The sequence below is a fragment of the Sphingobium xanthum genome (assembly GCF_019737615.1).
GTDB classification, from domain to species: Bacteria; Pseudomonadota; Alphaproteobacteria; order Sphingomonadales; family Sphingomonadaceae; genus Sphingobium; species Sphingobium xanthum.
In genome coordinates this window covers 1-24356 of the sequence record NZ_JAHKKS010000013.1, presented here as the reverse complement: position 1 = coordinate 24356, position 24356 = coordinate 1, and the positions used below count along the sequence as shown (strand labels likewise).

The window sequence follows — 24356 nt, the reverse complement described above, 5'->3', positions numbered from 1 at the left end:
TCCATCTCCACTTCTGATTTTGGCGTCGGCTCCGCCCCGTCCGGACGGGGGCTACCCAACCGACCGCAGGGCAGCCATCCCCTCCTAAGGTCTCCCAAACCTGCGATCTCTTGGGCTCTTGAACGAGCAAGCTGACCATAGCGGACGATGAGCATTAGCCGTCACGAAATTGTTATTATTTACAATTCATGATATCCAAATTCATGGACATTCAATCGGCTCGCACCTTTTTAGCCGCTGCATCGACAGGGAGTTTCCTGGGAGCGTCCAAGCGCATTCATGCAAGCCCGTCGACCGTGACCGAGCGGATCAAGCAACTGGAGCATTTGCTTGGGGCTAGATTGTTCGTGCGGGACAAGCGGGGCTGCAGCTTGACGCCGGCGGGACGTCGGTTTGTGGAGACGGCTCAAGCCATGGTCCGTGTCTGGGATCAGGGGCGCGCGCGCCTCGCCCTGCCATCGAGATTTCGCAACACGATCCGTATAGGCGGACAACATGCTTTGTGGCCGTCGCTGCTCATCCCCTGGCTGCAGGCCATCAAGGATGCCTATCCGGATCTGGCTCTCATTGCTTCTGCCGGGGCATCAGGTCAGCTCAATCGCGCTTTGGAAGAGGAAGATCTCGATATCGCTTTTCTCTACGATCCCATTTTGCGCAAAGGCATCAGGGTGGAGCGCATCGCGTCCGATCGCCTCGTCATGGTCACGGCTGACCAGGGACTGGACTGGCGGGAGAATTTCGTTCGTATAAACTGGAGCGAGGCCACAAGTCTCGAACTCACCGGCCTCCTCGGCGACCTGCCCGCCGCGGGCCTCGAGTTAGACCTCGGCGTGCTGTCTTTGAACTGGCTTGTTGCCACTGGAGGCTGCGGCTTCGTTCCAGAGCGCCTGGCAAGGCCGCTTCTGCGACAAGGCCGACTTTCGATGATTGAAGACATGCCGACCCTGGACTTCTCTCCGTTTGCCTGCTGGCGCGCCTCCATGAACGAGGAAGTCGTGAGTGTCATGATAAACAGCGCTCGCGAACGGATGGATGCCGACCTTGGTTGACGAGCAGTATCAGCACCAACCCTGATGTGAAGGGTCGATTTAAGCCTGTTCCATCTTCGGCTCTGATCAGCAATTCCCGCGTGCGCCTAGACCTCCGCCGACGAATGGTTGACACGATCGGCCTGGATATCTGGAAATATGGAACGCTCTCACTTCTTTGAACAAGGCTGGATGAGAAGGTAGTTGGATGAACACGCTCGGTCGACGGAAGTCGCAGACCCGCTCGTCAAACTCGTTGGGAAACCTCGCTCAAAATCGCGCTTAGCGGCGCCCAAATCTCTGTTTTTGGGGGCCATTCTCGCTGACCAAAATGCGAGATCTTCATAAAACCGCGAATAACTCGATAATTTTCGACTCCGTCCCCGGCACCATTTGTTCTCTTTCCCTCGTCCATCAGCGTCCATAGCGGGCCGCAAAAGCATTGGAAAACGAGGGTTTTTGATGGCCCACTGTCCGGTGCTGGTCGAGCAGGCGCGACTGAAAGAAGGGCAGAAAATTCTCATTCGCGGCGGCTCCGGTGGCGTGGGGACATTCGCCATCCAGCTGGCCAAGCATTTGGGCGCTGAGGTTGCGACCACGACCAGCAAGGCCAACGTCGATCTGGTCAAGCGTCTGGGAGTCGATGTGGTCATCGATTACAAGAGCGAGAAATTTGAGACGCTTCTGTCTGGCTACGACGTAGCGTTGAACAGCCTGGCCGGCGATAAGGGCGTTACCCTTTTCCGGAGGACGATGTCACGGCTGATGAGGGAAGCTGATAGGTCCTGAAAGAGCCATCTTGACCGAAAACGTTCGCGTCGTTGCCTTCAATTCAAGCCGTCGCGGTCCACTCGGCAAACAATATGCGGCGGTTCACTGAACCACAGCCGGAAGCGGGGTTGAAGACTCTTGCAAAGTCCGTGGTCTGATACACCCCTGATTTCGGACATTCATGATCGAATTTCGCCTGCCCGACAGCGGCCGATGTATTCTCGCCGTCCACCTTGTACGAAGTATTGCTGCCGCCGCATCACGATCTACGTTTCATCTCCGCCACCGAGGGCGCGGTAGAGACCGGCCGCGCTGGAGAGCTCCTGCCGCCGCAGGTCAAGCAGGGCCTGACGCGCGACATAGTCGCTGCGCTGGGCGTCGAGCAGTTCGAGCCGGCTGTCGAGGCCGGCGCGATAGCGCAGGGTCGAAAGCGCGACCCGCCGTGCCGCTGCCGCTGCCGCCTGACGCTGCGCATCGGACTGGCGGGTGAAGGTCGCCCGTCCGGCGAGGCCGTCGGCGACTTCGCGGAACGCGGCCTGGATGGCACGCTCATATTGCGCGACGGCGATCGACTTGCGGACTTCGGCCAGCCGCAATTCGCCGCTCAGGCTGCCGCCGCGAAAGATCGGCTGGGTGATCTGCGGCGAGAAGGACCAGGTCCGGTTGCCGCCATCGAACAGGCCGTCGAGCGCGAGGCTGGTGAAGCCGAACATCGCGGTGAGCGAGAGGCGCGGGAAGAAGGCCGCCCGCGCCCCGCCGACATCGGCATTGGCGGCGACCAGCTCATGCTCGGCCTGCCGGATGTCCGGCCGGTTGCGCAGAAGGTCGGACGGCAGGCCGGCGGCGAGCATTGTCTTGATCGGCTGTTCCATCAGCGCGACCGGCGCCGGCAGGTCCGCCGGCAGCGGCGCGCCGAGCAGCAGCTGCAGCGCATTGCGCGCCTGACCGAGTGCGCGCGTCCGCATCGCCAGATCGGCCTCGGCCTGCTTCACCTGCCCCTCGGCCTGCGCCAGATCGAGACCGCTCGCCTGCCGCGCCGCATGGCGCTTCTGCGTGATGTCGAGCGAGGTCGTCCAGTCGCGGAGGGTCTGCTCGGTCAGCGCCAGTTGCTCCTGCGCCAGCCGCTCGTCGAGATAGGCGTCGACCACAGATCCGATCAGCGCGATCCGCGCCGCGCGCCGCCCCTCGTCGGAGGCGAGATAGCGCTCGAACGCTGCCTGACTCTGCGATCGCAGTCGCCCGAACAGGTCGATCTCGAAGCTCGTGAGCGCCGCGCTTGCCGTATATTGCTCGAACTCGACGCCGCCCGGCGTGGCCTCGCCGCCCGTCGCGGCGGCCGCCGAGGTGCGCTGGCGCGCATAGCTCGCCGTCCCGTCGACCTGCGCGAATTGCGCGCCCCGCGCCACGCGGAACTGCGCCCGCGCCGCCTCGACGTTGAGCGTGGTCACGCGCAGGTCGCGGTTGTTCTCGAGCGCCAGCGCGATCAGCCGCTGCAGGCGCGGATCGCCGAACATGGTCTTCCAGTCGATCCCGGCCACGCTCGCCGCCTCGGCGGCTTCCGCATCCGGATAGGCCTGCGCGACCGGTGCCGCCGGCACGTCCAGCTTCGGGTTCATCGAGCAGGCGCCGGTGAGGAGCAGTGCGACGAAGGCAAGCTTCCACATGATCAGCCCTCCACCACAGGCGTCACCGGCGTGTCGTCGCCCTTGCGCCGCCGCCGGACTTTCTCGACCAGCCCCAGCACGACCACGAAGAACACCGGCACGAAGAAGATGGCGAGCGCCGTGGCGGTGATCATGCCGCCGAACACGCCGGTGCCGATCGCCTGCTGCGTCTCCTTGCTGGCACCGCCGGCAATCATCAGCGGCACGACGCCGAGGGTGAAGGCGAGGCTGGTCATCAGGATCGGGCGCAGGCGCAGCTTCGCCGCATGGATCGTCGCCTCGACGGTCGACATGCCTTGCTCCTTCGCCGTCTTGGCAAACTCGACGATGAGGATCGCATTCTTGGCGGACAGGCCGATCAACGTGATGAGGCCCACCTTGAAGAACACGTCATTGGGGAAGCCGCGCAGCAGCACCGCCAGCACCGCGCCGATGAGGCCGAGCGGCACGACGAGCATCACCGAGAGTGGGATCGCCCAGCTTTCGTAGAGCGCGGCAAGCACGAGGAAGACGACCAGCATCGAGAGGCCCATGAGGATCAGCGCCTCATCGCCGGCGAGCCGCTCCTGCAGCGACTGACCGCTCCATTCGACGGCGAATCCGGGCGGCAGCTGCGCCGCCAGGCGCTCCATTTCGGCCATGGCCTCGCCGCTCGACGTGCCGGGGGCGGCGGCGCCGGAGATGCGCATCGCCGGATAGCCATTGTAGCGCACGAGCTGCAGCGGGCTCTTCTCCCATTTCGGCGTCACCACCTCGGCGAGCGGCACGGGCTGGCCCGCGCTGTTGCGCACATAGAGCTTGAGCACATCGTCGAGATGCATGCGGGCTGTCGCCTCGGCCTGCACGATCACTTGCTGCATGCGGCCCTTGTTGGGGAAGTCGTTCACATAGGTGGAGCCCATGGCCGTCCCGAGCGTGGCGGCGATGGATTCGAAGGGTACGCCGAGCGCTTGCGCCTTCTGCCGGTCGATCTCCAGCTTGATGCTGCTGCCGGGCGGCAGGTTCTCGGGATAGACGCCGACCAGCGCCGGGCTCTGCGCCGCCATGCCGAGCAGCTGGAACTGCGCTTCCATCAGCTTCTGCGTGCCATGGCCGGCGCGGTCCTCCAGACGCAGCGAGAAGCCGCTGGTTGTGCCGAGGCCGTCGATCGAGGGCGGCATGACGCTCATGATCATGCCTTCGCGCACCACGGCGGTCGCCTGATTGGCGCCGCCGACTTCGCCCGCCGCGGTTGCGCCCTCGCGCTCACCCCAGGGGCTGAGGATGGTGAACGCGATGCCGACGTTCGAGCCCGCGCCGTTGAAGCCCCAGCCAGCCACCGCCTCGATATCGGCGACGCCCTTGCGGCCTACATTATGCTTTTCCAGCACGTTGATGGCTTCCAGCGTGCGCTCGGACGTCGAGTCCGGCGGCAGCTGGAATAGCGTGAGATAATAGCCCTGGTCCTCTTCGGGCAGGAAGGCCGAGGGCACGTTGAGGAAGCCGACGCCGAGCAACACGAGCACCACGGCAAACGCCGCCATCATCCGGCCGGTGCGCTTCAGGAGCTTCGTGACCCAGCTCTGATAGCCATTGGCCATCGCATCGAACTTGCGGTCGAACCAGCCGAAGAAGCCGCGCTTCTCCTCATGGCCGCGTACGGGCTTCAGAAGAGTGGCGCAGAGCGCCGGGGTCAGCGTCAGGGCGAGGAACGCCGAGAACAGGATCGAGACCGCCATCGAGATGGTGAACTGGCGATAGATCGCGCCCACCGATCCGGAGGAGAAGGCCATCGGAATGAACACGGCGGTGAGCACGAGCGTGATGCCGATGATCGCACCCGTAATCTCGCCCATCGCCTTGCGCGTCGCTTCCAGCGGCGAGAGCCCTTCCTCGGCCATGATGCGCTCGACATTCTCGACGACGACGATCGCGTCGTCGACGATGATGCCGATCGCCAGCACCATGCCGAACATGGTGAGCACGTTGATGGAGAAGCCCGCGAGCAGCATGATCGAGAAGGTGCCGAGCAGCGCGATCGGCGCGACGATGGCGGGGATCAAGGTGTAGCGGAATTTCTGGAGGAACAGGTACATCACCAGGAAGACGAGCACCATCGCCTCGACCAGCGTGGTGAGTACCTTCTCGATCGAGATCTGGACATAGGGCGCGGTGTCGAACGGGATGCGATAGGTGATGTTGTTCGGCATCGCCTTGGCGAGCTCGATCATCCGCTCCTTGACCAGCGCGGAGGTGGCAACCGCATTGGCTCCCGGTGCGAGCTGGACGGCGACCAGCGCCACCGGCTTGCCGTTCGAGCGCGTCTTGAACCAGAAGGCCTGCGAGCCGAGCTCGACCCGGGCGACGTCACCGAGCTTCACGCTCGATCCGTCGGCGTTGGCGCGCAGCACGATCTGCTGGAATTGCTCGGGCGTCTGCAGCTGGCCGTCGATGAGCAGGGGCACGGTGACGCGCTGGCCGTTCGCGGTCGGCTCGCTGCCGAGGGCGCCCGGTGCGATGAGGGCGTTCTGCGCCGCGATTGCCTGGGTCACGTCGTTCATCGCGAGGTTGACGGAGGCGAGCTTGGCCGGATCCACCCAGATCCGCATGGCGCGCTCGGAACCGAAGAGCTGGACGCGGCCGACGCCAATCACGCGCTTGAGGTCTTCCACCACGTAGCGCGCAGCATAGTCGGTCAGCGCGGTCGCATCGAGGTCGCCATTCCTGGATTCGATGTTCACGAGCTGGAGGAAGTTCGGGTTCGCCGCCTCGACCACGATGCCGAGCTGACGCACTACCTGCGGCAGGCGTGGCTCGGCGGTTTTCAGACGGTTCTGCACATCGACCTGCGCCAGCTCCGGGTCGGTGCCGGGCTGGAAGGTCGCGGTGATCGTCGCTTGCCCGGAGGTGTCGACCGAGCTCTCGAAATAGAGCAGCTTCTTCACGCTGGAGAGCTCGCGCTCGATCAGGCTGACGACGCTGTCGTTCATCGTCTGCGGCGTCGCGCCGGGATAGGTCGCGGTGATGCTGATGCTGGGCGGCGCGATGCTCGGATAGCGCTCGATCGGCAATTGGGGGATGGAGATGACGCCGAGCAGCACGATGACGATCGCGATGACCCAGGCGAAGACGGGCCGGTCGATGAAGAAACGGGGCATGGGTGTCGCCGCTCAGCGTTGCGCCGGCGCGGCGCCGCGCCAGGGTTGCGGCTTGACGACCGCGCCGGGCTGGACGCGGTCCTGCCCTTCGACGATCACCGTCTCGCCCGGCTTGAGGCCGCCGGTCACGATGACCTTGCCGTCGCGCGTGTCGCCGGTCTGGATGGGCCGGGGCGAGACCTTGCCGTCCTTGCCGACGACGCTGACGCTGGCCTTGCCGGCCGGATCGCGCTGCACGGCCTGCTCGGGCACGGTCAGGGCATCGGGAATGGCGAGGCGCGGCAGGCGCGCCCGCACGAACATGCCGGGCAGCAGCGCGCGATCCTGATTGGGCACCTCGACGCGGGCGATCACCTCGCCGGTGCTGGGGTCGACGCTGATGCCGGAGAAGAGCAGCCGTCCCTTGACCGGCAAGGTACGGCCGTCGCTGGAAACGATGTCGACCGGCGCGCCCTGATCGACCGTGCCGGCACGCGCCGCCTCGCGCAGCATTTCGAGGCGGGCGGCCGGCTGACGCACGTCGACATAGACGCGGTCAATCTGCTGGACGGTGGCGAGCGGTTGCTCGCCGGTCATGCTGGCGAGCGCACCTTCGGTGAAGACCGCCTGATCGATGCGACCGCTGATCGGCGAGCGCACCGTCGCGAAGCCGAGATCGACCCGGCGGCGCGCCAGCTCGGCGCGGCTCATCGCGAGGTCGGCGGCTGCCTGATCGCGCGCGGCGACGGCATCGTCATAATCCTGACCGCTCACCGCGTCGGCCTTCACCAGCGGGGCCAGGCGCCTTTCCTGCAGGCTGGCGCGGGCGAGCGCGGCCTGTGCGCGCTGCACGGTCGCGGCCGCGCTGTTGGTATCGGCGGCGAACGGGGCGGGGTTGATCTGGAAGAGCGCCTGTCCGGCACGGACTTTGCTGCCCTGCTCGAACAGCCGGCGCTGGATCACGCCGCTCACTTGCGGCCGTATCTCGGCCACGCGGAAGGCGACGACCCGGCCCGGCAGTTCGTCCGCCACGGCCATCGGGCTGGGGGCAACCTTGACGACCGACACGTCTGGCGGCGGAGGCGCGGGGGGCGGTGCGTCTCCGGAGCAGGCAGAAAGCGCCAGGGCCGCTGCCATGACGAGCAGGGCGTAAGGGCGCCCGGGGAGGGTATGTGCTATCATGTGTGGCTCAGAGCTTCCTGTCGACACGGCCTCTGGATGAGCATTGTCGAACGAGTGTCGGCGTTTTGTTGAGCGAGTGTGGAGATGCATGGCGCCACGCTGCCGTCTCGCGCTAGATAGCCGAGATGGAAAGCCACGGGTCATGAATTCCAACAATGCTCTGATTTTGGTCGCGGAAGATGAACCGGAGATCGCAGACGTGATCGCCGCCTATCTGGAGCGCGAGGGATTTCGCACCGTTCGCGCGTCGGACGGGCGCGCGGCACTCGACCTGCATCTGGCGCTCAAGCCCGATCTCGTCATGCTCGACGTGCAGATGCCGCGCGTCGACGGTTGGGAAGTGCTGGCCGAGTTGCGCCGGCGCGGCGATACGCCGGTCATCATGCTGACGGCGCTGGATCAGGATATCGACAAGCTGCAGGCGCTGCGCATCGGCGCGGACGATTATGTGGTGAAGCCGTTCAACGCGGTGGAAGTGGCGGCGCGCGCCCGTGCCGTGCTGCGCCGGGCCGGCAACAGCCATGGCTCCATCCTGCGGGTCGGGCCGATCGAGGTCGATCTGGAAAGCCATGTGGCGAGTGTGGTTGCGGGCGCCGAGCCTGATCGCACGACCTTGCCGCTCACGCTCACCGAGTTTCGCATTCTCGCCCATATGGTGCGGGCGCCGCGCCGGGCCTTTTCGCGCGGCGAACTGGTCGACGCCTGCCTTCCGGGCGGCGACGCGCTGGATCGGACCGTGGACACCCATTTGAGCAAGCTGCGCCGCAAGCTCGAAGATGCCGGCGCGCCCGGCTTCGTCAACAATGTGCGCGGCGTCGGCTTCCGGCTGGCGGATCTCTCGTGAAGCGTCCGTCCGGCGGGCTTGGCCGCGAGATCATCCTGTCCACGGTGATCGCCACGGTTGCGTCCGTCCTCGTCGCGATCACGGGCCTCTATATCTTCTATGGCGTGGTGATCCGGCTCGCGCCCGAGCTGCTGTTCCCGCTCACCGATCAATGGCTGCCACGCGGCATCGAGTGGATCATGATCGTGGTGCTGTGCATTTCCGCAGTCGGCATCGCCATGTTCGTCTCGACGCGCGTTGCCCGGCGAATGGTGCAACCGCTCGTCTCGGTCGCGCAGAGTGCGCGCAGCATCGTTGCTGGCGACCTTGCGGCGCGCGCGGAAACCGGGGATCGCGCCACGTCCGAAGCGACCATGCTGGTCGAGGACTTCAATCATCTGGCCGATCGCCTCGAGCGCGCATCCGAAGCGCTGACACGCTGGAACGCAAGCATCGCGCACGAACTTCGCACGCCGGTGACGATCCTGAGCGGCCGTCTGCAGGGACTTGCCGACGGCGTGTTCAAGCCGGATCCGACGCTGTTCCGCTCCCTCGTGGCACAGGTCGATGCGCTGGCGCGCCTCATTGAGGATCTGCGCACCGTCAGCCTGCTCGAAGGCGGGCGCATGGAGATGCGGTTCCGGTCGGTGGAGTTGTCTGAGGAGGTCGAGGCTGTCGTCCGCCTCATGCAACCTGGTCTCGAAGCTGCCGGCTTCGCGGTTACGACGCGGCTCGACAAGGGCTTGTGCGAGGTTGACACGGCGCGCGTGCACCAGGCGCTGATCGCCCTGCTCGACAATGCGCGGCGCCACGCGAGACCCGCGCACATCGACGTGGCGCTCCAGATCGACGAGCGGCATGTTCGCCTCAGCGTCACCGATCGCGGCCCGGGCCTGTCCCCAGACTTCGCCCGGCATGCCTTCGAACCGTTCCGGCGCTACATGGAACAAGGTGACAGCGCGAAGGGCAGTGGCCTTGGCCTGTCGGTCGTTCGCGTGATCGCCCAGGCCCATGGCGGTGACGCGACCTATGAAACGATCAATGGCGGTGCCTGCTTCTGCATGGAAATCCGTCGGCGTAACTGAGATGCCGAACCGGATGGACGGATGGGGAATGACTTTGCCCTCTATTTCGGACGTCCGAGGTCGTGATCGAGCTTCCCGAAGGCCGTTAGTCGTTCATCAGTCATGGGACGGCTGCATAGGTCGATGCACCAGCTGAGATGCCAACACGCGGTGGCGACGTCCGTCATGCTCGATAGTGATCTCCAGCCATCAGCCATGCGTATCAACTACAATAGTCATTGCAGCGAATACCACTCAGGGAAGAATGCATTTCCTGACTGGCACTAGCGAACGCGCCACAACGCGGAGGCGAATGTGATGCCGTGCATTGCCAAGACGACCTACAAATGGCGCCACGAGATGATGTCCGCCGCGATGCCGATCCTGCTTCATTCGAAAAGTTCAAGATCGATCGATTCTGCCAAAACGCGATAGCCCGCGTCATTCCCGTGCAGCATGTCTCCGCTCTGATATTCTTCGCGGATGAATGCGTGTTGTGCGGGATCTCGCCAGACCGCGTCAAAGTCGATGACGGCATCGAATTCGTTGCTCGTGCGGATCCAGCTGTTGACTGCCTGCCTCATCTCTTCGGCAGCGGGCGTATGCAGGATCGCCCCGCCGAATGGGGTCAAAGTGGCTCCGTAGACCATGATCCCCCTGGCATGAGCGCGGGCGATCAATTGGCGATAGCCGGCGATGAGCGTTTCCGGGTTGATCGCCCCCGCATCGGGAAACATCGAGCGCAAGAGATCGACGATCGGCCCGCTCTTCTTGCCAAGCTGGGAAGCGCCGATGTCGTTGATGCCGATCGACACCACCAGATAGCGCACGCCGGGCTGTGAAAGCACATCTCGGTCAAAACGGGCTAGAGCACTTTCACCCGCGCCCGGGGCAAGCAGGCGATTTCCGGAAATTCCGAGATTGGCTATCCCACGCACCGCTCCGCCCCTCGAGCTCAGGCGTTGGGACAGGAAATCCGGCCAGCGATGATTTGCATTCTCGCTCGATCCCATCCCGTCCGCGAGTGAATCGCCCAGAACTGCAATGGTTGCGCCCGAGCGCGGTGCTTCGACATCGACCGCGGCAATGAACGCCCGCCCGCCGGAAAGGTTCGCCGCCATGCCGGGAGCGCTGACGGACGTGGTCCGATTGCCCGCCAATACCCAGCCGCCCTGAAGTGCCGTCATGTGGCAGGTGCAAGGCCCGGTCGCTTCAGGCAGATGGATGCGAATTCCGATAAGGGTTCCTGCGTCGGCCGCCAGTTCGATCGGATCGCTCACCAGCGGTGTGCCGGCCGGCACCGACATCTGGTCTAGCCCGGAAAAGGTCACCGTCCGTTCCGTGCCTGAGACGAACGCTCCGTCCGCTGTCGCAACGCCAACCGTAACCCGGCCAATCGCAAGCGGGTTTGTGCCAAATGCGTTGGTGAGCCGCAATCGGATGCGCGCGCCCGGCGCGGCGAGTCTTACGATCTGGACAACGGTCTGATCACCGAACGACGGGCTTGCCGGCAGAGGTCCGCCCGCCGCGAGGGGAGGCTGCGGCGCGGCGCTCCAACCGGTCACCCATTGCCTTACGGCCGGCCGCGCTTCCGATGGAGAAGGAACAAGGGAGACGAGGCAGGCGAGCGTGCCAACCAGCCTGGACGGCATGCGACGTGATGCATTCATGAGGCGCTCCGGTCGTTCGGATTGCGGCGAGGCTGGGACGCATGTCGTCCCGACGATAAGCGCAGATATTCGGCGCGGCCGGAAGAGAGACGGTGGGCCGCGCCGATCGTTCCAAATCTGTCAGAACGATTTCTTGACCCTTAGCTGCCAGGTTCGCGGCATGGCCGGCTGGCCAGAGGCGTAGCCATTGCCGATACCGGTGAAATCGGAGATGGTGAGATAATACAGCTTGTTGGCGATATTGCGCACCTCCAGGCTGATCTGCCAATCGTCGGCCTCGGATCGCCATGTGATCTGCCCATTCAGCAGGACTCGGCCATCAATCCTTGAAAGCGGGGTGTTGATGGCGTTCGTGAACACTGCGGACTGATAGTCCATGTCGAGCCGCGGCGTCAGCGATCCCGCACCGGGAAGATCGAAGCGATACTGAATGCCGGCGCTTGCCTTCCATTCCGGGGTGAAAGGCGTAACCGCCGAAATCGGGATGCCCGAGAGGGGATCGACAGCGCGATAGGCAAAATCGAGATAGCTGAGCGAACCGTCGATGCTGAGGTGGGAATCCGGCTGAAGTGTCGCTTCCAGCTCGAAACCCTTGACGTTCGCACTACCGGCATTGGCCGTCAGCAGACACGGGAAACCGAAGCCTGCTCCGGCCTGCGCGCTGCATTCGAGCAGGCCCAGCTGGATATCCCTATAGCGACTATAGAATAATGCGGCGTTCAATCTCAGTTTGCGATCGAACGCCTGGGACTTGAAGCCGGCTTCGAAAGCGGTCTGGGTTTCGGGACCGAAGGGCAGAATCTGCGCGACATAATAGGGCGTGGGATTGATCCCACCGCCCTTGATGCCGGTGGACACCTGCGCGTAGGTCATGAACGAGGACGACCATTTGTAGCTGAGTACCGCCCGGTAATCGATATGCTCGTCCTCGAACCGTGCGGTCTGGCCGTTGAGGCCGATGAGCGAGCAATTATAGCCGCCGGTGCAAACCGGGCTGCCATCGGGGTTGCTGCGACCGAACCTATAGTCCTTGCTGTCGTGCGTATAGCGGACGCCGAGCGTGACATCGAGCTTGTCGGCCAGATGCCATTCGCCGTGCGCGAACAGCGCCCAGGTCGTCGCCGGGATGCTGTCCGGGCCGGACGTGAAGTCGATGCCGGCTCCCGGCAGATCGACTCTGGAAACGGTGTCCGTCTTCTGGTCGAAGTAGAACCCGCCGATCGTGTAGTCGAGCAATGTGCCCGCACTTCCGCCCAATCGCAGCTCCTGGCTGAACTGTCGGTGGGCATAGTCCTGCACGAGGATGTCGCCGGGCAACGGTGAGCCGTCGGCATCGTCGGAGAAATTGCTGGTATAGTGCCGATAGGCCGTGATCGACTTCAGGGACAGAGTATCGCTAAGGCGCAGTTCGGCGGCTGCGGAAAAGCCATAGGATTCCAGCGTCTGCTGCGGCTTCGCCATAAAGGGCGTATAGCCGCTGGCGCCCAGCCCCCCGGTGCCGGCCACGCGCGGGTCCATGTAGGTGGAATAATTCATGTAGGGATTATTGGGGCTGGCCGGATCGCAGCTGCGCGGACCAGCGGTGATGAAACGACAGGCTCCGAGCGCGCCGGGGGCATTCCAGGACACATCATAGCCGCTCAGATAGGGGAACAGGCCGAAGAACGAACCGATTTCCCCGGTATTGACGTTGTTGTCCGTATCGATCCCGACCGAAAGCGCGCTGTTGGCAACCGCGATCAGCGTGTTGGCGGGCGGCTCATCCTGCTGATCGACATAGTCGGCCGAGAGGTTGAGTTCAAAGGCGTCCGAGGGAACCCAGCGCAGCGCCAATCGTCCGCCGATATGCCGCGTGCCGCCTTCGCTGCCAAGCGAGCAATCCGTTCCATTGACGAAACTGGGTACATTCGAACCCGGATGCGTGCAGGCATAATCGACCCGCTCCACATAGCCGTCGCTCTTGCTGGCTGCTGCTGAAACGCGGGCGAACAGCCGATCGGCCAAGGCGAAATCGGCCGAACCGCGAAACATCATCGCCGAATAGGAACCATATCCAGCTTCGACCGAGCCGCTGCCGTCGCCCACCGGCTTGCGCGAGAACAGCTTGATCGCCCCGCCGATGGAATTCTTCCCGGCAAGCGTGCCTTGGGGACCGCGCAGCACCTCGACGCGATCGAGATCGAGCAGGTCGAGAACAGAGCCGACCAGCGTCGAATAATAGACATCATCGACATACAGGCCGACGCCGGGTTCGAAGGATGGATTGAGATTGCCCTGTCCCACGCCGCGGATGTAGCCGATCAGCGACGGCCCACCGGCAGCGCCAGCTGGCGCGAGTGTCACGTTGGGCGCCTGCGCGGCGACTTGATACACGCTGGTCTGGCCGCGCGCATCCAGTTGCTCCCCCGTGACTGCGGTAATCGCGATCGGGGTGTCCTGCAGCCTTTGCCCGCGATATTGCGCAGTAACAATGATCTCATCGTTGTTGGGCGCGCTATCCGCCTGCTGCCCTTGGGTGCCCGTATCCTGGGCCGCGACCGGTGTCGCGGCCCAGGCAAGGCATAATGCCAATGCCGACCACGACGTTGCCCGCGCATTCCTGCGTATCTTCTTCATCTGCAATCCTCCCCCTGTCCGCGTGCCTTTAGATGGCGCTACGTGACTCGTTAGACGGCAGGTAAATTGCGCGATGATCGAGGTCTTGCAAGGAGGCACAACCGTGTAACCTTAATGTTTGGTCGAACAGGCAAGGTTACATGGGCGTCACCTGGTAAAAATAAAGTCCATCATTGCTATATGTTTCGGACAGTTATATCAAATAATATTGGTAATATATTTGGAATAAGTCATTAATTTATATCGAAGATATCGGAATTATATTTAAAATATTGGAATATTGATGGGAAATTTTGAGGTTCTGCAATAGGGGTCTGCCCGCGTCAAAAATAGTCGAATGGCTGCTCAGGCGCCCTGCCGTGGCTCTCGCGGAACTGGCCGATATCTGGCTGCGGCACCGCTGGCTGTTCAAAACGACATCCATGCAAGTGAAGGATAATCACATGAAAAAAATGCTTCTTTTGGTCGCCGCTGCGGTTGGAATTGGTGCATTGCCAGGCGCTGCTCACGCCCAATCCTGCCAATACACCCCACGGCAGATCGTCGAACAGTTCTTCGACACCTTCTACGTGCAAAAGCAGGTTCGGCGGGCGTTCGAGACGTGGGTTTCACCCGCTTATATTCAGCACAATCCCATGGCGCCCAACGGCCGGGACGCGGCGATCGCATTCCTCGAACCGTTCTTCACCGCCAATCCGGGCATCGATTATTCGATCAAAAGGATCATCGCAGAAGGCAATCTGGTCGCTGTCCATTCGCATGGGCGCTTTTCCCAGGCCGACCGCGGGATGGCCATCATCGACATCGTGCGAGTGGCGGACTGCAAGGTCGTCGAACATTGGGATGTCGTCCAGCCCGTGCCCGAAACCTCGATGAACGAGAACACGATGTTTTGAATTGCATCGGAGCGAGGCGCCGACGGAAGCCGGTCGCCTCGCTCGGGACCCGGCAAGCGCAATTCCTGATCCGATCGTTCCAAGGCGCTCGCAAGAAATCGCAGTTCCCAGTCTTGGCTTCACTCTCGCCCGAATGAGGGTTATGACCAATGCGGAACCTGGTTGCACATCTGCACCCTACTTCTTCGAGGGCATTCCATGGAATCGGACAGCGAATTTGGAGATCCCTGCAACTGTCCCATCCGGGACGTCCTAGATAGAATCGGGAGCAAGTGGGCCATGGTCGTGGTCTTCATGCTGGAGGCTGAACCCCAGCGGTTCAACATGCTCGCGCGGTCGATTCCGGATGTGTCCAAGCGCATGCTGACCCGGACGCTTCGGGACCTGGAACGTGATGGCATCATTGCGCGAACGGTGTTTCCGACCAATCCTCCCAGCGTCGAATACAGCCTTTCGGAGATGGGGCGATCCATTCTTCCGTTGTTTTGGAAGCTCATCGACTGGTCGGTGGAAAAACACGCGAACATCCGTGAGTCACGCAGGCGTTTTGACTCGGGTTTCGCTTCCGACGCCCTGCTCAACTGACCGCTGCATTTTCTTCGGAAACATAGTGGCGCCTTGATGCGTGAGCCAATGATCTTCACCGAAATTGCCCCCGACAGACCATCGCGCGGGAAGAAATCTTCAACTCCAATCAGCTTTGATCTTGCCAAAAGTCCCTTACTCCAAAAGGATATATTTTACGGGATAAGGTCACACCCTATTTCTGCGACCCGAAGGCAGTCCGCAGAAAATCAATGATGCTATCGATGCTCGGCGTATACAGGTCTGGCATCTTGACGGCGCATCCGGCGTTCGCAGTCGATCGGATTGTAGCGCCGGCTCTCACTGTATCGTCCGTCAGGAAGGCAGGAGCAGGTCCATGACCGGCCTTTGGGAGGCTTATGAATACCGCGTCGTGACATGCTTTGTTCAGGGCCTGGTAGAGCAGTTCCCCTTGCGCATGCGGAACAAGCGGATCGGATTCGCCATGCAAGATCATGATGGGCGGATCGTTGGCGCTGATATAGCGGGTTGGGTCAGCGAGCAGCGTCTTGTCCTTGCAACTCTGGATCGCGCAGCCGATGAGCCGGCTCTCCGGCGAATCTGCATCGTCATGGCAGAAGCCCCCACCCATGCCCGCGCGCATGACCCCGAGGCCGGGCGTGCACGGCTTGGTCGCCCACGCATCCATCTTCGTGAGGCGGGTAGGGGGATAGAAGGCGACGGCGGCCTGTATCGCGCTTGAAACGCCGGTGGTCCCGATCGTGCCTTCCAGATCCGGCACGTCGCCGGTCACGGCCGCCATGGCAGCGGTCCAGCCGCCCGAGCTGTCACCCATCACGGCGATGCGGCTGCCGTCCACGCCGTATTTGGCGCCATTGGCGCGTAGCCAGCGGATTGCTGCTTTGATGTCATGGAGTTGGCCGGGAAAAACCGTCTGAAAGCTGGAGCGGATAGACACGCCGGCAACGGCGAAGCCCGCCTTGGTGAGCTGTGGTGCGATCCAGCCGGCGAAATCCTTGCCGTTGTCCATCATCCAGGCCGAACCTCCCGTCCAGATGACGATCGGCACCGGTCTCTTCGGTTGCGACGGCAAGTAAAGATCCAGCAGATGACCCTTGCCATCGGCGGGTTCGGCCGGTGCGTAGGCGATGTTGGCATGTGTCGGCGGCGGCCCCGGCGGCGGCCCGAAGAGTGGGGGCGGGGCGGGCGCCTGCGCCGCGGCAAGCGCAGGTAGGAGGGCGAGGAGAGCGCCCATCAACTGTCTCCACATATACGATTGTCCTTTCTTGTTGATACGCGCGGCGGCGCGAGGATCCGCGCCGCCGGATTGAACAATGTCTGGCTTGAACATGCCCTCGTTCAGAACTTTCGCGATACGCGCACGCCGAAGGTCCGCGGCGCGGCATAGAAGGCCGCCGCATTATTGAGGCCGGTCACATAGTGGCGGTCAGTCAAGTTGCGCACGAAGCCTTCCACGTCCCAATCGCCCGCGCGCAACAACAGGGAGGCATCCAATTGGGTGCGGCCCGGGATGAGGAAATAATCGGTGTTCTGGAAGATCGAGGCATATTGGCTGCTCAGATGCGACACGCTGATCCGAGGAGTCAGCTTCGCTTCGCCGCCAATCGCGATGTCATAGGCAATGGAGGCATTGAGCGTGATTTCCGGTGAATAGGGATTCTTCTGACCGGACAGGTTCACGATGTAAGACGTATAGTCGAAACAACCGACAGACTGGCCGGGTGCGCACTGCGGTGGCAATTGCCCGGCAGGGAGCTGGTATGCGGCAACGGCAGAGATGTTGCCGAGCTTCGAGTGATTATAGGCGAAGCCGAAGTCGAGGCTCAGCCCTCCGAACCGCGCCTGCGCGGAGATCTCGGAGCCGTAGATGGTAGAATCGCCGATGTTTGCAATCTGCTGGGTGGTCGTGATGGGATTGAGTACAGGCTGCTGCATGGCCTTGTACTCCATGTAGTAAACGCCAGCTTGCAGCAGGACATGATTGTCAAACAGTTTGGATTTCCATCCCGCTTCGAAATCATCGACGATTTCCGGCGCGAAATTCGGGCTGGGCGGATTGATGCCGCCATCTTTGAAGCCGCGGGCATAGAAGGCATAAAGGAAGTTGCTGTCGTTCACCTCCCAGTTCAGCGTCGCCTTCCAGGTCGGGCGCTCTTCAGCATAACGGCCAACCTGTGGCAGCGTGATCTTGAAACCAGGGAAAATCGCGAGCTGCAGAGCGCCGTCGCCCGTATTTTTGCTGAAGGAGTAACGGCCGCCGAACTGGACTTGCAGGCGCGGCGTAATCTGGTAGCCGACCTGTCCAAACAGGCCGATCAATTCTTGCCGCGAAACCGAGTTCAGGATGAATGTCGCGTTCGTGCCGGCCGCATCGGGCAGCGCGCCAAACGGGTAGAAGGAAAGCCCAACTGGCGTCTCGCGATGGAAATAGGAGGCGCCCGCCAGCCAGGTGAGCACGCCTTCATTGGGTGAGATCAGGTTGATTTCCTGGCTATAATAGTCATTTCTCGGGCCGATGATGTGATAGGCGACGGAGCCCTGCGGCACGGAGCCCACGGGTGCAGCCGATCCATCGAGATCATCGACACGAACCTCCTTGAGATGCTGATAGCCGCTGAGCGAACGTAGAACGATGCCGTTGTCGAACGTGTAGCGCATATCCAGGCTGAACCGATTGGCGGTGTCCTGCTGCATCGTCGGGCTATTGTAGACGAGATCGTAGGTGCCCGGAGTCCGGAACCCGTTCAATGCGCTCGGTCCGTCATAGCCGAAGCCGTAGAAGCTGCTATTGGGGGTACAGCTTGTGCAGGCCGGTCGTGGGCGCGACGTGAGGCCTCCAGTGTCGAGATAGTTTAGTTCAGCCTTGAGGACAGCCTGGAACGCGCTGCTCGGACGCCACAAGAGACTTAAACGCATGTGCCGCGCGTCAACACGGCCGGGTTGGGAAACTCCTTCATAGCCGGCAGCCGGAACGACCGGTCTCAGATTCCGATAAAAGCTGTTGCGCCCCTCAATGTAGAAAGCCGCCCGTGCAGCCAGCGTCTCGGAAATCGGTAGATTGACGGCGCCGCTCAGCCGCTTGAGCGCATAGTTGCCGGCCGTCGCTTCAACATAACCGCTGATACCGTCGTTCAGCTCCGGATTGCGCGAGTTGACCTGGAGCGAGCCGCCGGTCGAGTTTTGGCCCACAATGGTTCCCTGCGGCCCGCGCAGCACTTCCACCGATGCGATGTCGTAGAAGGGCGTGTTCAACAGGATAGCTTCTGGCTGGTAGAGGCCATCATGAAACACTGCCACGCCGGTGGTGATGTTGGGCGAGGTGGTCGTATTGCCGAGTCCCCGCAGATTGATGTTCGAAGTGAAGCCGTTCTGGGTGAAGGAGAGGCCCGGGGTCTGCGTTTCCAGATCCTGAATCTGGGTGACCTGCCGCTCCCTCAGCGTATCGCCGCTCAGCACGCTGACCGAAATGGGGGTCGTTTGGATGTTACTGGCGCGGCGCTCGGCCGTGACGACGATCTCTCCGACTGTGTCCTCTTCCTGAGCCTGTGGAGCCGACTGCGCTGCTGCAGAACTCGCTGCGAGCGATGCTGATAGCAAGGCCAGTGTTTTGATCGGCAAAATCGAAAGAGACCATTCCTTGCCATCAGCCGTTTGCTTGACAGTTCGACCGGCGCGGTGCCCCTCATGGACGTGGGCAATTTTTCTCATGATTTCTCCCCCTCCTCATCGGGTGTCGTTGACACCTCCGAATCAATCAATAGATCGAACGTTCGTTCTATTCAAGAGGCTGGCTATTCGGTCAGCGGATACTGCTATGAGGGGCCCCGCGAAGGTTGCAGAGGATGTGATGGCGAAGACGGCAAAGAAGATTGGCTCGTCAGCAGAACGGCTGCTCAAGGTCACAGAGGCACTATGTGCCGAGCATGGTCTGGAAAGCGTTTCGATGCGCGACATCGCCAAGGCCGCAGGCGTCAGCCCCTCGGTGATCTATCACCACTATGAATCGAGAATAGACCTGTTGATGGCCGTATTTCGGCAGCGTTTTGGCATGCTTTTGGCGCTTCGAGCGCCGCTGGTCGCCGAACTTGAGGCACAAGCAGTGCCCGATGTCGACAAATTCCTATACTCCATCATGGCGCCCATCGCATTTATGCGGAGCAAGGGCGAGGATGGGGCGATGGCGAGCCGCTTTATAGCGCGCGCACTGATGAGTTCTCTGCCGGAAATCAAAGCCGAGGTTGACGCAGGGATTCGCGGGATGCGGGAAACCGTCGACATCGCGCAACGCGCATTTCCGCATCTCAGCAGGGAGGAGATTTGCTGGCGCCTACATTTTACCTTCGGCGTCGAGCACATGACACATTGGGACAATGAGCGGCTCGAGATCATGTCCGATGGACTTTGTAACGCTCGCTCGGTCGAAGAGTCGATCACTCGTGCAGTAGCTTTCGCCAAGGCCGCCTTCCTCGCCCCATGAGGGCACTGGCTTGAAATGCTTTCGACTTACTGCGCCTCATGCCGAGGGATCAGCTTCATACTATCGCCAAAACTGATTTTCGAAAGCCGTCGAGATTGCAGATACATTTCGCCGTTGCTGTTCGTATCGCGGCTCAATCTCGCCACCTCAGCAGCGCGATGAGCTCAGAACGATAGGGCCACAGGAGCACCGCATTGCAAGCGACTGTTGCGGTACCGAACAGATATTCCACGACGCCGGGGTCGAGAACGAAGTTCCAGTACGCAATCACGACCGTGAGCGGCGCCGTTGCCAGTGCGGCGGGCAAGATGGCGCGATTGATCAGCAACAGAACGCCGATCACGATTTCCATGGCTTTGATCCATGCAAAGAGGCCGCTGTGAATCAGCGCCAGCGTGAACTCCTTCGCCAGCGGCGTATTGCCGAGCGGCTGCAGATCGAATGGCGAGAAATATTCTGCGCCGGAGAAAAGAAACCAAGCGCCGAATACGAGGCGTACGATCATGAAACCGAACGTCCGGTCGCCGGATCGCTCGGAATTGGCGGTCGTCAAAGACATTGGGATCTCCTGATGTGACGGCCTGCTAAATCAGATCCGAACTCGCACTGCCCGGCTCCCTCTTGTCGCCGGCGAGTGCGATGGACCAGCTTCCCGCACCAAGCAGGCTTTGGCTGATGAGGGCGAGCGCCCAGAATGCCGGATATTCCCATCCGCCGCCTTCATTGGTGAAGAGAAAGCCGTTGGCACCATGAACGAGGACCGTTGCGCCGATCAGAACGACGGCTCCAACCAGCGCCGCGATCCTCACACGCCAACCGATGATCAACAGGACACCGACACATGTTTCCGCGATGGTGACTGCGTAGGCCATGAACCAGGGCAGTCCCAGAGATTGGAAGAACTGCATCGCCGCAGGCCACGTGATGACCGTCAATCGAACACCGACATGCCCGAGAAACAGAGCGCCCATGCTCACCCGAAGCAAGGCGGCGCCCATGGCGAAGGTTCCTGGCGGATACGCATTCAAAGACTGTCGAACGACGGTCGCCCGATCAGGGAGTACCGCCGACTCTGGGGCTCGCGCTTGTTTCATCTGGTTTCGAACCGCAGTGTGACGCCATAGGTCCTCGGCGCCAGCGGATATCCGCGCCCGCCGAAGTAGGAATATATTACGGCCTCATTTTCCAGGTTACGAACCCAGCCTGTCAGGCTCCAGCCACCATTGGCACTGAGGTAGCGCAGGCTCGCACTTGTCTGGGTGTAACTCGCCTGCTGGCCTGCAACGGAATTGATCGCGTCTGTGTAATATTTGTCCGAGATCACGGTTTCGATCCGCGGCGTCAGTTCACCGGCCGAACCGAGGCGGAAGCGATGCTGATAAGCCACATTGGCGGTTACAGGTGGCGCGTTGCGCAGCTCGTTGCCCGAATAATCGGCGCCGCCGAAGGATGTCAGGTCGAACCGGGTGAACCGCGTGTCGAGCAAGGCAAGCGACGCCTCGAAGCGATCGTCTGGGCTGGGCATCGCCACCACCTCGATTTCTCCGCCGTAGACGCGCGCCTTTTGAGAGTTGACGGTGTAAAAGGCCAGATATCCCGGCGCGAAGATGTTCAGCAGTTCCTGGAAGCCCGTGTATCGATAGTAGAAGACCTCGGCATTCACCTGCAGCTTGTTGTCGAGGAAACGGTTCTTCACACCTGCTTGATAGGCTGTGATCCGCTCGGGCGCATAGCTGGAGGGAATGCCGAAACCCGCCGGAGTTTGGTTGACCCCGCCCGACTTGAATCCGGTGCTGACGCTTGCATAGGCAAGCGACGCGCGGGCGAGGTCGGCTTCGATACCTGCCTTCCAGGTCAGGCCAGAATGAGATTCCGCGCCGCCCGTCGCGATACTTGCAGCCGGAACCACGAAATAGTTCGTCGCCACCCCGGACGCCGATTTTTCCTCATCGGTGAAGCGAAGGCCGCCTGTCAGACGAATGCGGCTTCCGAGAGGCACCGTCACCTGGCCAAACAGTGCGCGCGAGGTCGCACGATAACGGTCAAGGACTTCAGATACGCCAAGCAGCGTATCGGACAAGAAAGTCCGATCGATCCGGTTGGTCATTTTCTCGCGGGAATAATAGGCGCCCACCACCCATTGCACCGGTGACGAGGCCAGCGAATTCAGCCGCACTTCACCCGTGAACAGCTGGTTGGCGTTGCTGGGCTTGTACCCGAAATCGCCGAAGGGGATATTCGCGTCTCCGGTGGTGGTCAGGCTCGCATAATCGACCCTCCGCCAAGACGCGATTGCAGTCAGCGTCGCCCATGTGAAGTCATGCGCCAGTTGACCGTTGATTCCGATATTCTCCACAGATCGGAAGTCGTCCGGCACTGGCGTTTCGTTGCCGGCATAGGCGTCCCATCCCTTCCGGTTGCATCCGGCGACTGCAAACGTGGCGAGACATGGCGAGGATCCGCCGGCGCCAAGGCCGGATTGGTTCGAATATTCGCCGGTCAGCAGCAGCTCCGTGCCTTGATCCGGCGCGAACAGGAGCCGGATGCGGCCGGCATATATATCCGCGTCGTTGTGGCCATCGCGCATGTAGCCGTCATGCTTCTGTGTCGCGCCGCTGATCCGAACGGCGACGGTCTCGCCCAATGGCAGGTTGAGCATCGCCTCCGTTGCAATCAGGTCGTAATTGCCCGCTTGCACTTGAGCAGCAGCAGAAAGCCGACCAAGTCTCGGCCGATTGGTGATGATATTGATCGCGCCGGCATTGGTATTGCGGCCGTAGAGCGTGCCTTGCGGTCCGCGCAGGGCCTCGATGCGGGCAAGATCGAAGAAGACCGGTGTGAGGCCTGTCGCATGAGCTATGTAGATGTCATCGACATTGTAGGCGATCGCTGCATCTGCACCCGGCTGCAGATTGAACGTGCCGATACCGCGAATATTGGCGAGCACGTCGCCGACCGGCTGAAATTGAACGGCGGGGAGAGAGCCCTGGAGCGCCGCTGGATCGGAGATGCCCCGCGTCGCGAGCTCTTCTCCGCTCAGCAGTGCGACTGACACCGGCGTGTCCTGGAGTCTGCCCTCGGTACGTTGAGCAGTCACGATGATATCGGCCAGTCCGTGCTGTGGATCATCCTGTGCCGACGCCGGAGTCGTCATTACGGTGGAAACCAGAAATCCCCCGGCAATGCCGGCAAATATCCGCCGCGACGATGTGCCACGATCGTTCGTCATTGTCCTCCCCCTCTATATTTTCACAGAAGCTTTGCGCTCTATCGTGAATGTTACTTACCGGTAACACCTCTTGTCAACTGATGATCGCATCGCCTATGAAATCGGCATGGAAACCCGGGTGAAGATCAATCCGAAGGACGCCCCCCGGGAGCGCATACTCAGCGCGGCAAGCCAGCTTTTTTACCGTCATGGCATTCACATGGTGGGAGTGGACGAGATCGCCGCGGCGGCTGGTTCCAATAAGATGACCCTCTACCGAGGGTTCGGATCGAAGGAGCGGCTCATCGTCGAATGGCTGCGCGCGACATCCGCAGCCGCGCAGGAAAAATGGCGCGAGGTGGAAGACGCCTATCCCCATGATGCCCTGGCGCGTTTGCATGGCCTGGTCGATATGATGGTGTCCCAGATCTCCGTCTGGATGCGCGGGTGCCCGTTCGGCAACAGCATGGCGGAGCTCTCCGATCCGGCCCATCCGGCCCACGACGTCATTCGGGAATATTACCACTATCAGCGTGATTGGCTGGAACGAGCTTGCCGCGAGGCTCAGCTACGCGAACCCGATCACATCGCAGATGCGATGTTCTTCATCATTCGCGGAACATCGACGGGCCTCGCGCTCGATGATGCGGCGGAGTTCGCAAAAAGAGAGCGTCGCGCATTATCGGCAGTCATTGATGCGGCCCGCGGAGGCGTGTGATCCTATTGACGCTGGGTTTGGCCAGGATCGCACCCACGAGCATATGCTTCCGTCGCAAGCGAGATCTGAACCAGAATATAGCAACCGAGCGTCGGTGTAGCGATGACTCCACCCCGGATTCCGGTCATTCGGCGGTGATTTGGCGCTGCCCGAAAGCGACCGTTGGTTCAATGTCGAGTCCAAGGCAGTCAGAGTTGATGTTTGTTCGTCAAAGAGCTGGAGTGTCTCTCGTTTGTTTGATGGTCCCGATCACCGCGCTCCCGCTAAGCAATCGCATCGACCATCGGACGGTCGCCAATTTCCCGTGGAATTCGGATGATATGGTGAGCTTTGAGGTCGCGGTTCGCGATGGCCATTTCGCCGTGATCAGCGACGATGTTGAACGTCTCACTGGGGGACTGTCAGATATTTTGTGCGCGAGGCCGGTTATCGTCATCAGATGACGAACCGCTCGCCGAAGATCACGGCGAACTGGGTTTTTGCCTCGGCCCACTCGCGCGGTGGCCGTTTCCATTCATCGGCGGCCTTGTTGAGTACGAGGTATAGCAGCTTCATC

General features: G+C 61.7%; 18 protein-coding genes. 8 read left to right on the top strand and 10 right to left on the bottom strand.

The window, feature by feature from the left end:
• Positions 1-188: 188 nt before the first annotated feature.
• Together KM135_RS17465 and KM135_RS17460 are read left to right on the top strand one after the other, a co-directional pair.
• On the top strand, positions 189-1049 hold the full coding sequence (locus KM135_RS17465) for a LysR family transcriptional regulator (protein ID WP_221715356.1): 861 nt from the start codon (positions 189-191) through the stop codon (positions 1047-1049).
• 456 nt (positions 1050-1505) lie between these two features.
• The gene (locus tag KM135_RS17460) at positions 1506-1817 is read left to right on the top strand and encodes a zinc-binding dehydrogenase (protein WP_343228223.1); all 312 of its coding nucleotides are present in this window, start codon (positions 1506-1508) and stop codon (positions 1815-1817) included.
• A 248-nt stretch (positions 1818-2065) separates the two neighbouring features.
• On the opposite strand, the gene KM135_RS17455 is transcribed toward KM135_RS17460, so the two are convergent.
• Genes KM135_RS17455 through KM135_RS17445 form a run of 3 tightly spaced genes read right to left on the bottom strand, consistent with a single transcriptional unit; the run spans position 2066 to position 7761 of the window.
• Positions 2066-3463, bottom strand: coding sequence for an efflux transporter outer membrane subunit (locus tag KM135_RS17455; protein ID WP_221715353.1), 1398 nt, complete (start codon positions 3461-3463; stop codon positions 2066-2068).
• A gap of 2 nt (positions 3464-3465) precedes the next feature.
• Positions 3466-6600 carry an efflux RND transporter permease subunit gene (locus KM135_RS17450; RefSeq protein ID WP_221715351.1) on the bottom strand — a complete coding sequence of 1045 codons (3135 nt, stop codon included), beginning with the start codon at positions 6598-6600 and terminating at the stop codon, positions 3466-3468.
• Between the two features lie 12 nt (positions 6601-6612).
• Complete coding sequence (locus tag KM135_RS17445) at positions 6613-7761, bottom strand: efflux RND transporter periplasmic adaptor subunit (RefSeq protein WP_221715349.1); 1149 nt, start codon at positions 7759-7761, stop codon at positions 6613-6615.
• Between the two features lie 142 nt (positions 7762-7903).
• Here KM135_RS17445 and KM135_RS17440 point away from each other — a divergent pair, with 142 nt between their 5' ends.
• Together KM135_RS17440 and KM135_RS17435 are read left to right on the top strand one after the other, a co-directional pair.
• Complete coding sequence (locus KM135_RS17440; RefSeq protein WP_246606300.1) at positions 7904-8605, top strand: response regulator transcription factor; 702 nt, start codon at positions 7904-7906, stop codon at positions 8603-8605.
• The gene (locus KM135_RS17435) at positions 8602-9669 is read left to right on the top strand and encodes an ATP-binding protein (protein WP_221715347.1); all 1068 of its coding nucleotides are present in this window, start codon (positions 8602-8604) and stop codon (positions 9667-9669) included. Before KM135_RS17440 ends, KM135_RS17435 begins: the two co-directional genes overlap by 4 nt.
• Positions 9670-10037: 368 nt before the next feature.
• On the opposite strand, the gene KM135_RS17430 is transcribed toward KM135_RS17435, so the two are convergent.
• Both KM135_RS17430 and KM135_RS17425 read right to left on the bottom strand, forming a co-directional pair.
• Positions 10038-11318 (bottom strand): SGNH/GDSL hydrolase family protein, encoded by a 1281-nt coding sequence (locus KM135_RS17430; RefSeq protein WP_221715345.1) that lies wholly within the window; start codon positions 11316-11318, stop codon positions 10038-10040.
• 120 nt (positions 11319-11438) lie between these two features.
• Positions 11439-13934, bottom strand: a complete 2496-nt coding sequence (locus KM135_RS17425; protein ID WP_221715344.1) for a TonB-dependent receptor — start codon at positions 13932-13934, stop codon at positions 11439-11441.
• A 359-nt stretch (positions 13935-14293) separates the two neighbouring features.
• Between KM135_RS17425 and KM135_RS17420 the strand changes: the two genes are divergently transcribed.
• Both KM135_RS17420 and KM135_RS17415 read left to right on the top strand, forming a co-directional pair.
• A complete protein-coding gene (locus KM135_RS17420; RefSeq protein WP_221715343.1) occupies positions 14294-14830 on the top strand; it encodes a nuclear transport factor 2 family protein in 537 nt (178 codons plus the stop codon).
• A gap of 198 nt (positions 14831-15028) precedes the next feature.
• Positions 15029-15415, top strand: a complete 387-nt coding sequence (locus tag KM135_RS17415; RefSeq protein WP_221715342.1) for a winged helix-turn-helix transcriptional regulator — start codon at positions 15029-15031, stop codon at positions 15413-15415.
• Positions 15416-15590: 175 nt separating this feature from the next.
• On the opposite strand, the gene KM135_RS17410 is transcribed toward KM135_RS17415, so the two are convergent.
• Both KM135_RS17410 and KM135_RS17405 read right to left on the bottom strand, forming a co-directional pair.
• A complete protein-coding gene (locus KM135_RS17410) occupies positions 15591-16727 on the bottom strand; it encodes an alpha/beta hydrolase (RefSeq protein WP_221715341.1) in 1137 nt (378 codons plus the stop codon).
• An 8-nt stretch (positions 16728-16735) separates the two neighbouring features.
• Positions 16736-19105, bottom strand: a complete 2370-nt coding sequence (locus tag KM135_RS17405) for a TonB-dependent receptor (protein ID WP_221715340.1) — start codon at positions 19103-19105, stop codon at positions 16736-16738.
• A gap of 139 nt (positions 19106-19244) precedes the next feature.
• Here KM135_RS17405 and KM135_RS17400 point away from each other — a divergent pair, with 139 nt between their 5' ends.
• Positions 19245-19874, top strand: coding sequence for a TetR/AcrR family transcriptional regulator (locus KM135_RS17400; RefSeq protein WP_221715338.1), 630 nt, complete (start codon positions 19245-19247; stop codon positions 19872-19874).
• A gap of 133 nt (positions 19875-20007) precedes the next feature.
• Here the strand turns inward: KM135_RS17400 and KM135_RS17395 are convergent, their stop codons facing one another.
• The 3 genes from KM135_RS17395 to KM135_RS17385 form a co-directional block, all read right to left on the bottom strand.
• Complete coding sequence (locus KM135_RS17395) at positions 20008-20433, bottom strand: DoxX family membrane protein (protein ID WP_246606295.1); 426 nt, start codon at positions 20431-20433, stop codon at positions 20008-20010.
• Positions 20434-20458: 25 nt separating this feature from the next.
• A complete protein-coding gene (locus KM135_RS17390) occupies positions 20459-20872 on the bottom strand; it encodes a DoxX family protein (protein WP_221715336.1) in 414 nt (137 codons plus the stop codon).
• A gap of 92 nt (positions 20873-20964) precedes the next feature.
• Positions 20965-23103: a TonB-dependent receptor gene (locus KM135_RS17385; RefSeq protein ID WP_221715334.1), complete on the bottom strand. Its 2139-nt coding sequence runs from the start codon at positions 23101-23103 to the stop codon at positions 20965-20967.
• Positions 23104-23173: 70 nt separating this feature from the next.
• Between KM135_RS17385 and KM135_RS17380 the strand changes: the two genes are divergently transcribed.
• Positions 23174-23800, top strand: a complete 627-nt coding sequence (locus tag KM135_RS17380) for a TetR/AcrR family transcriptional regulator (RefSeq protein WP_221715331.1) — start codon at positions 23174-23176, stop codon at positions 23798-23800.
• The last annotated feature ends 556 nt before the right edge of the window (positions 23801-24356 follow it).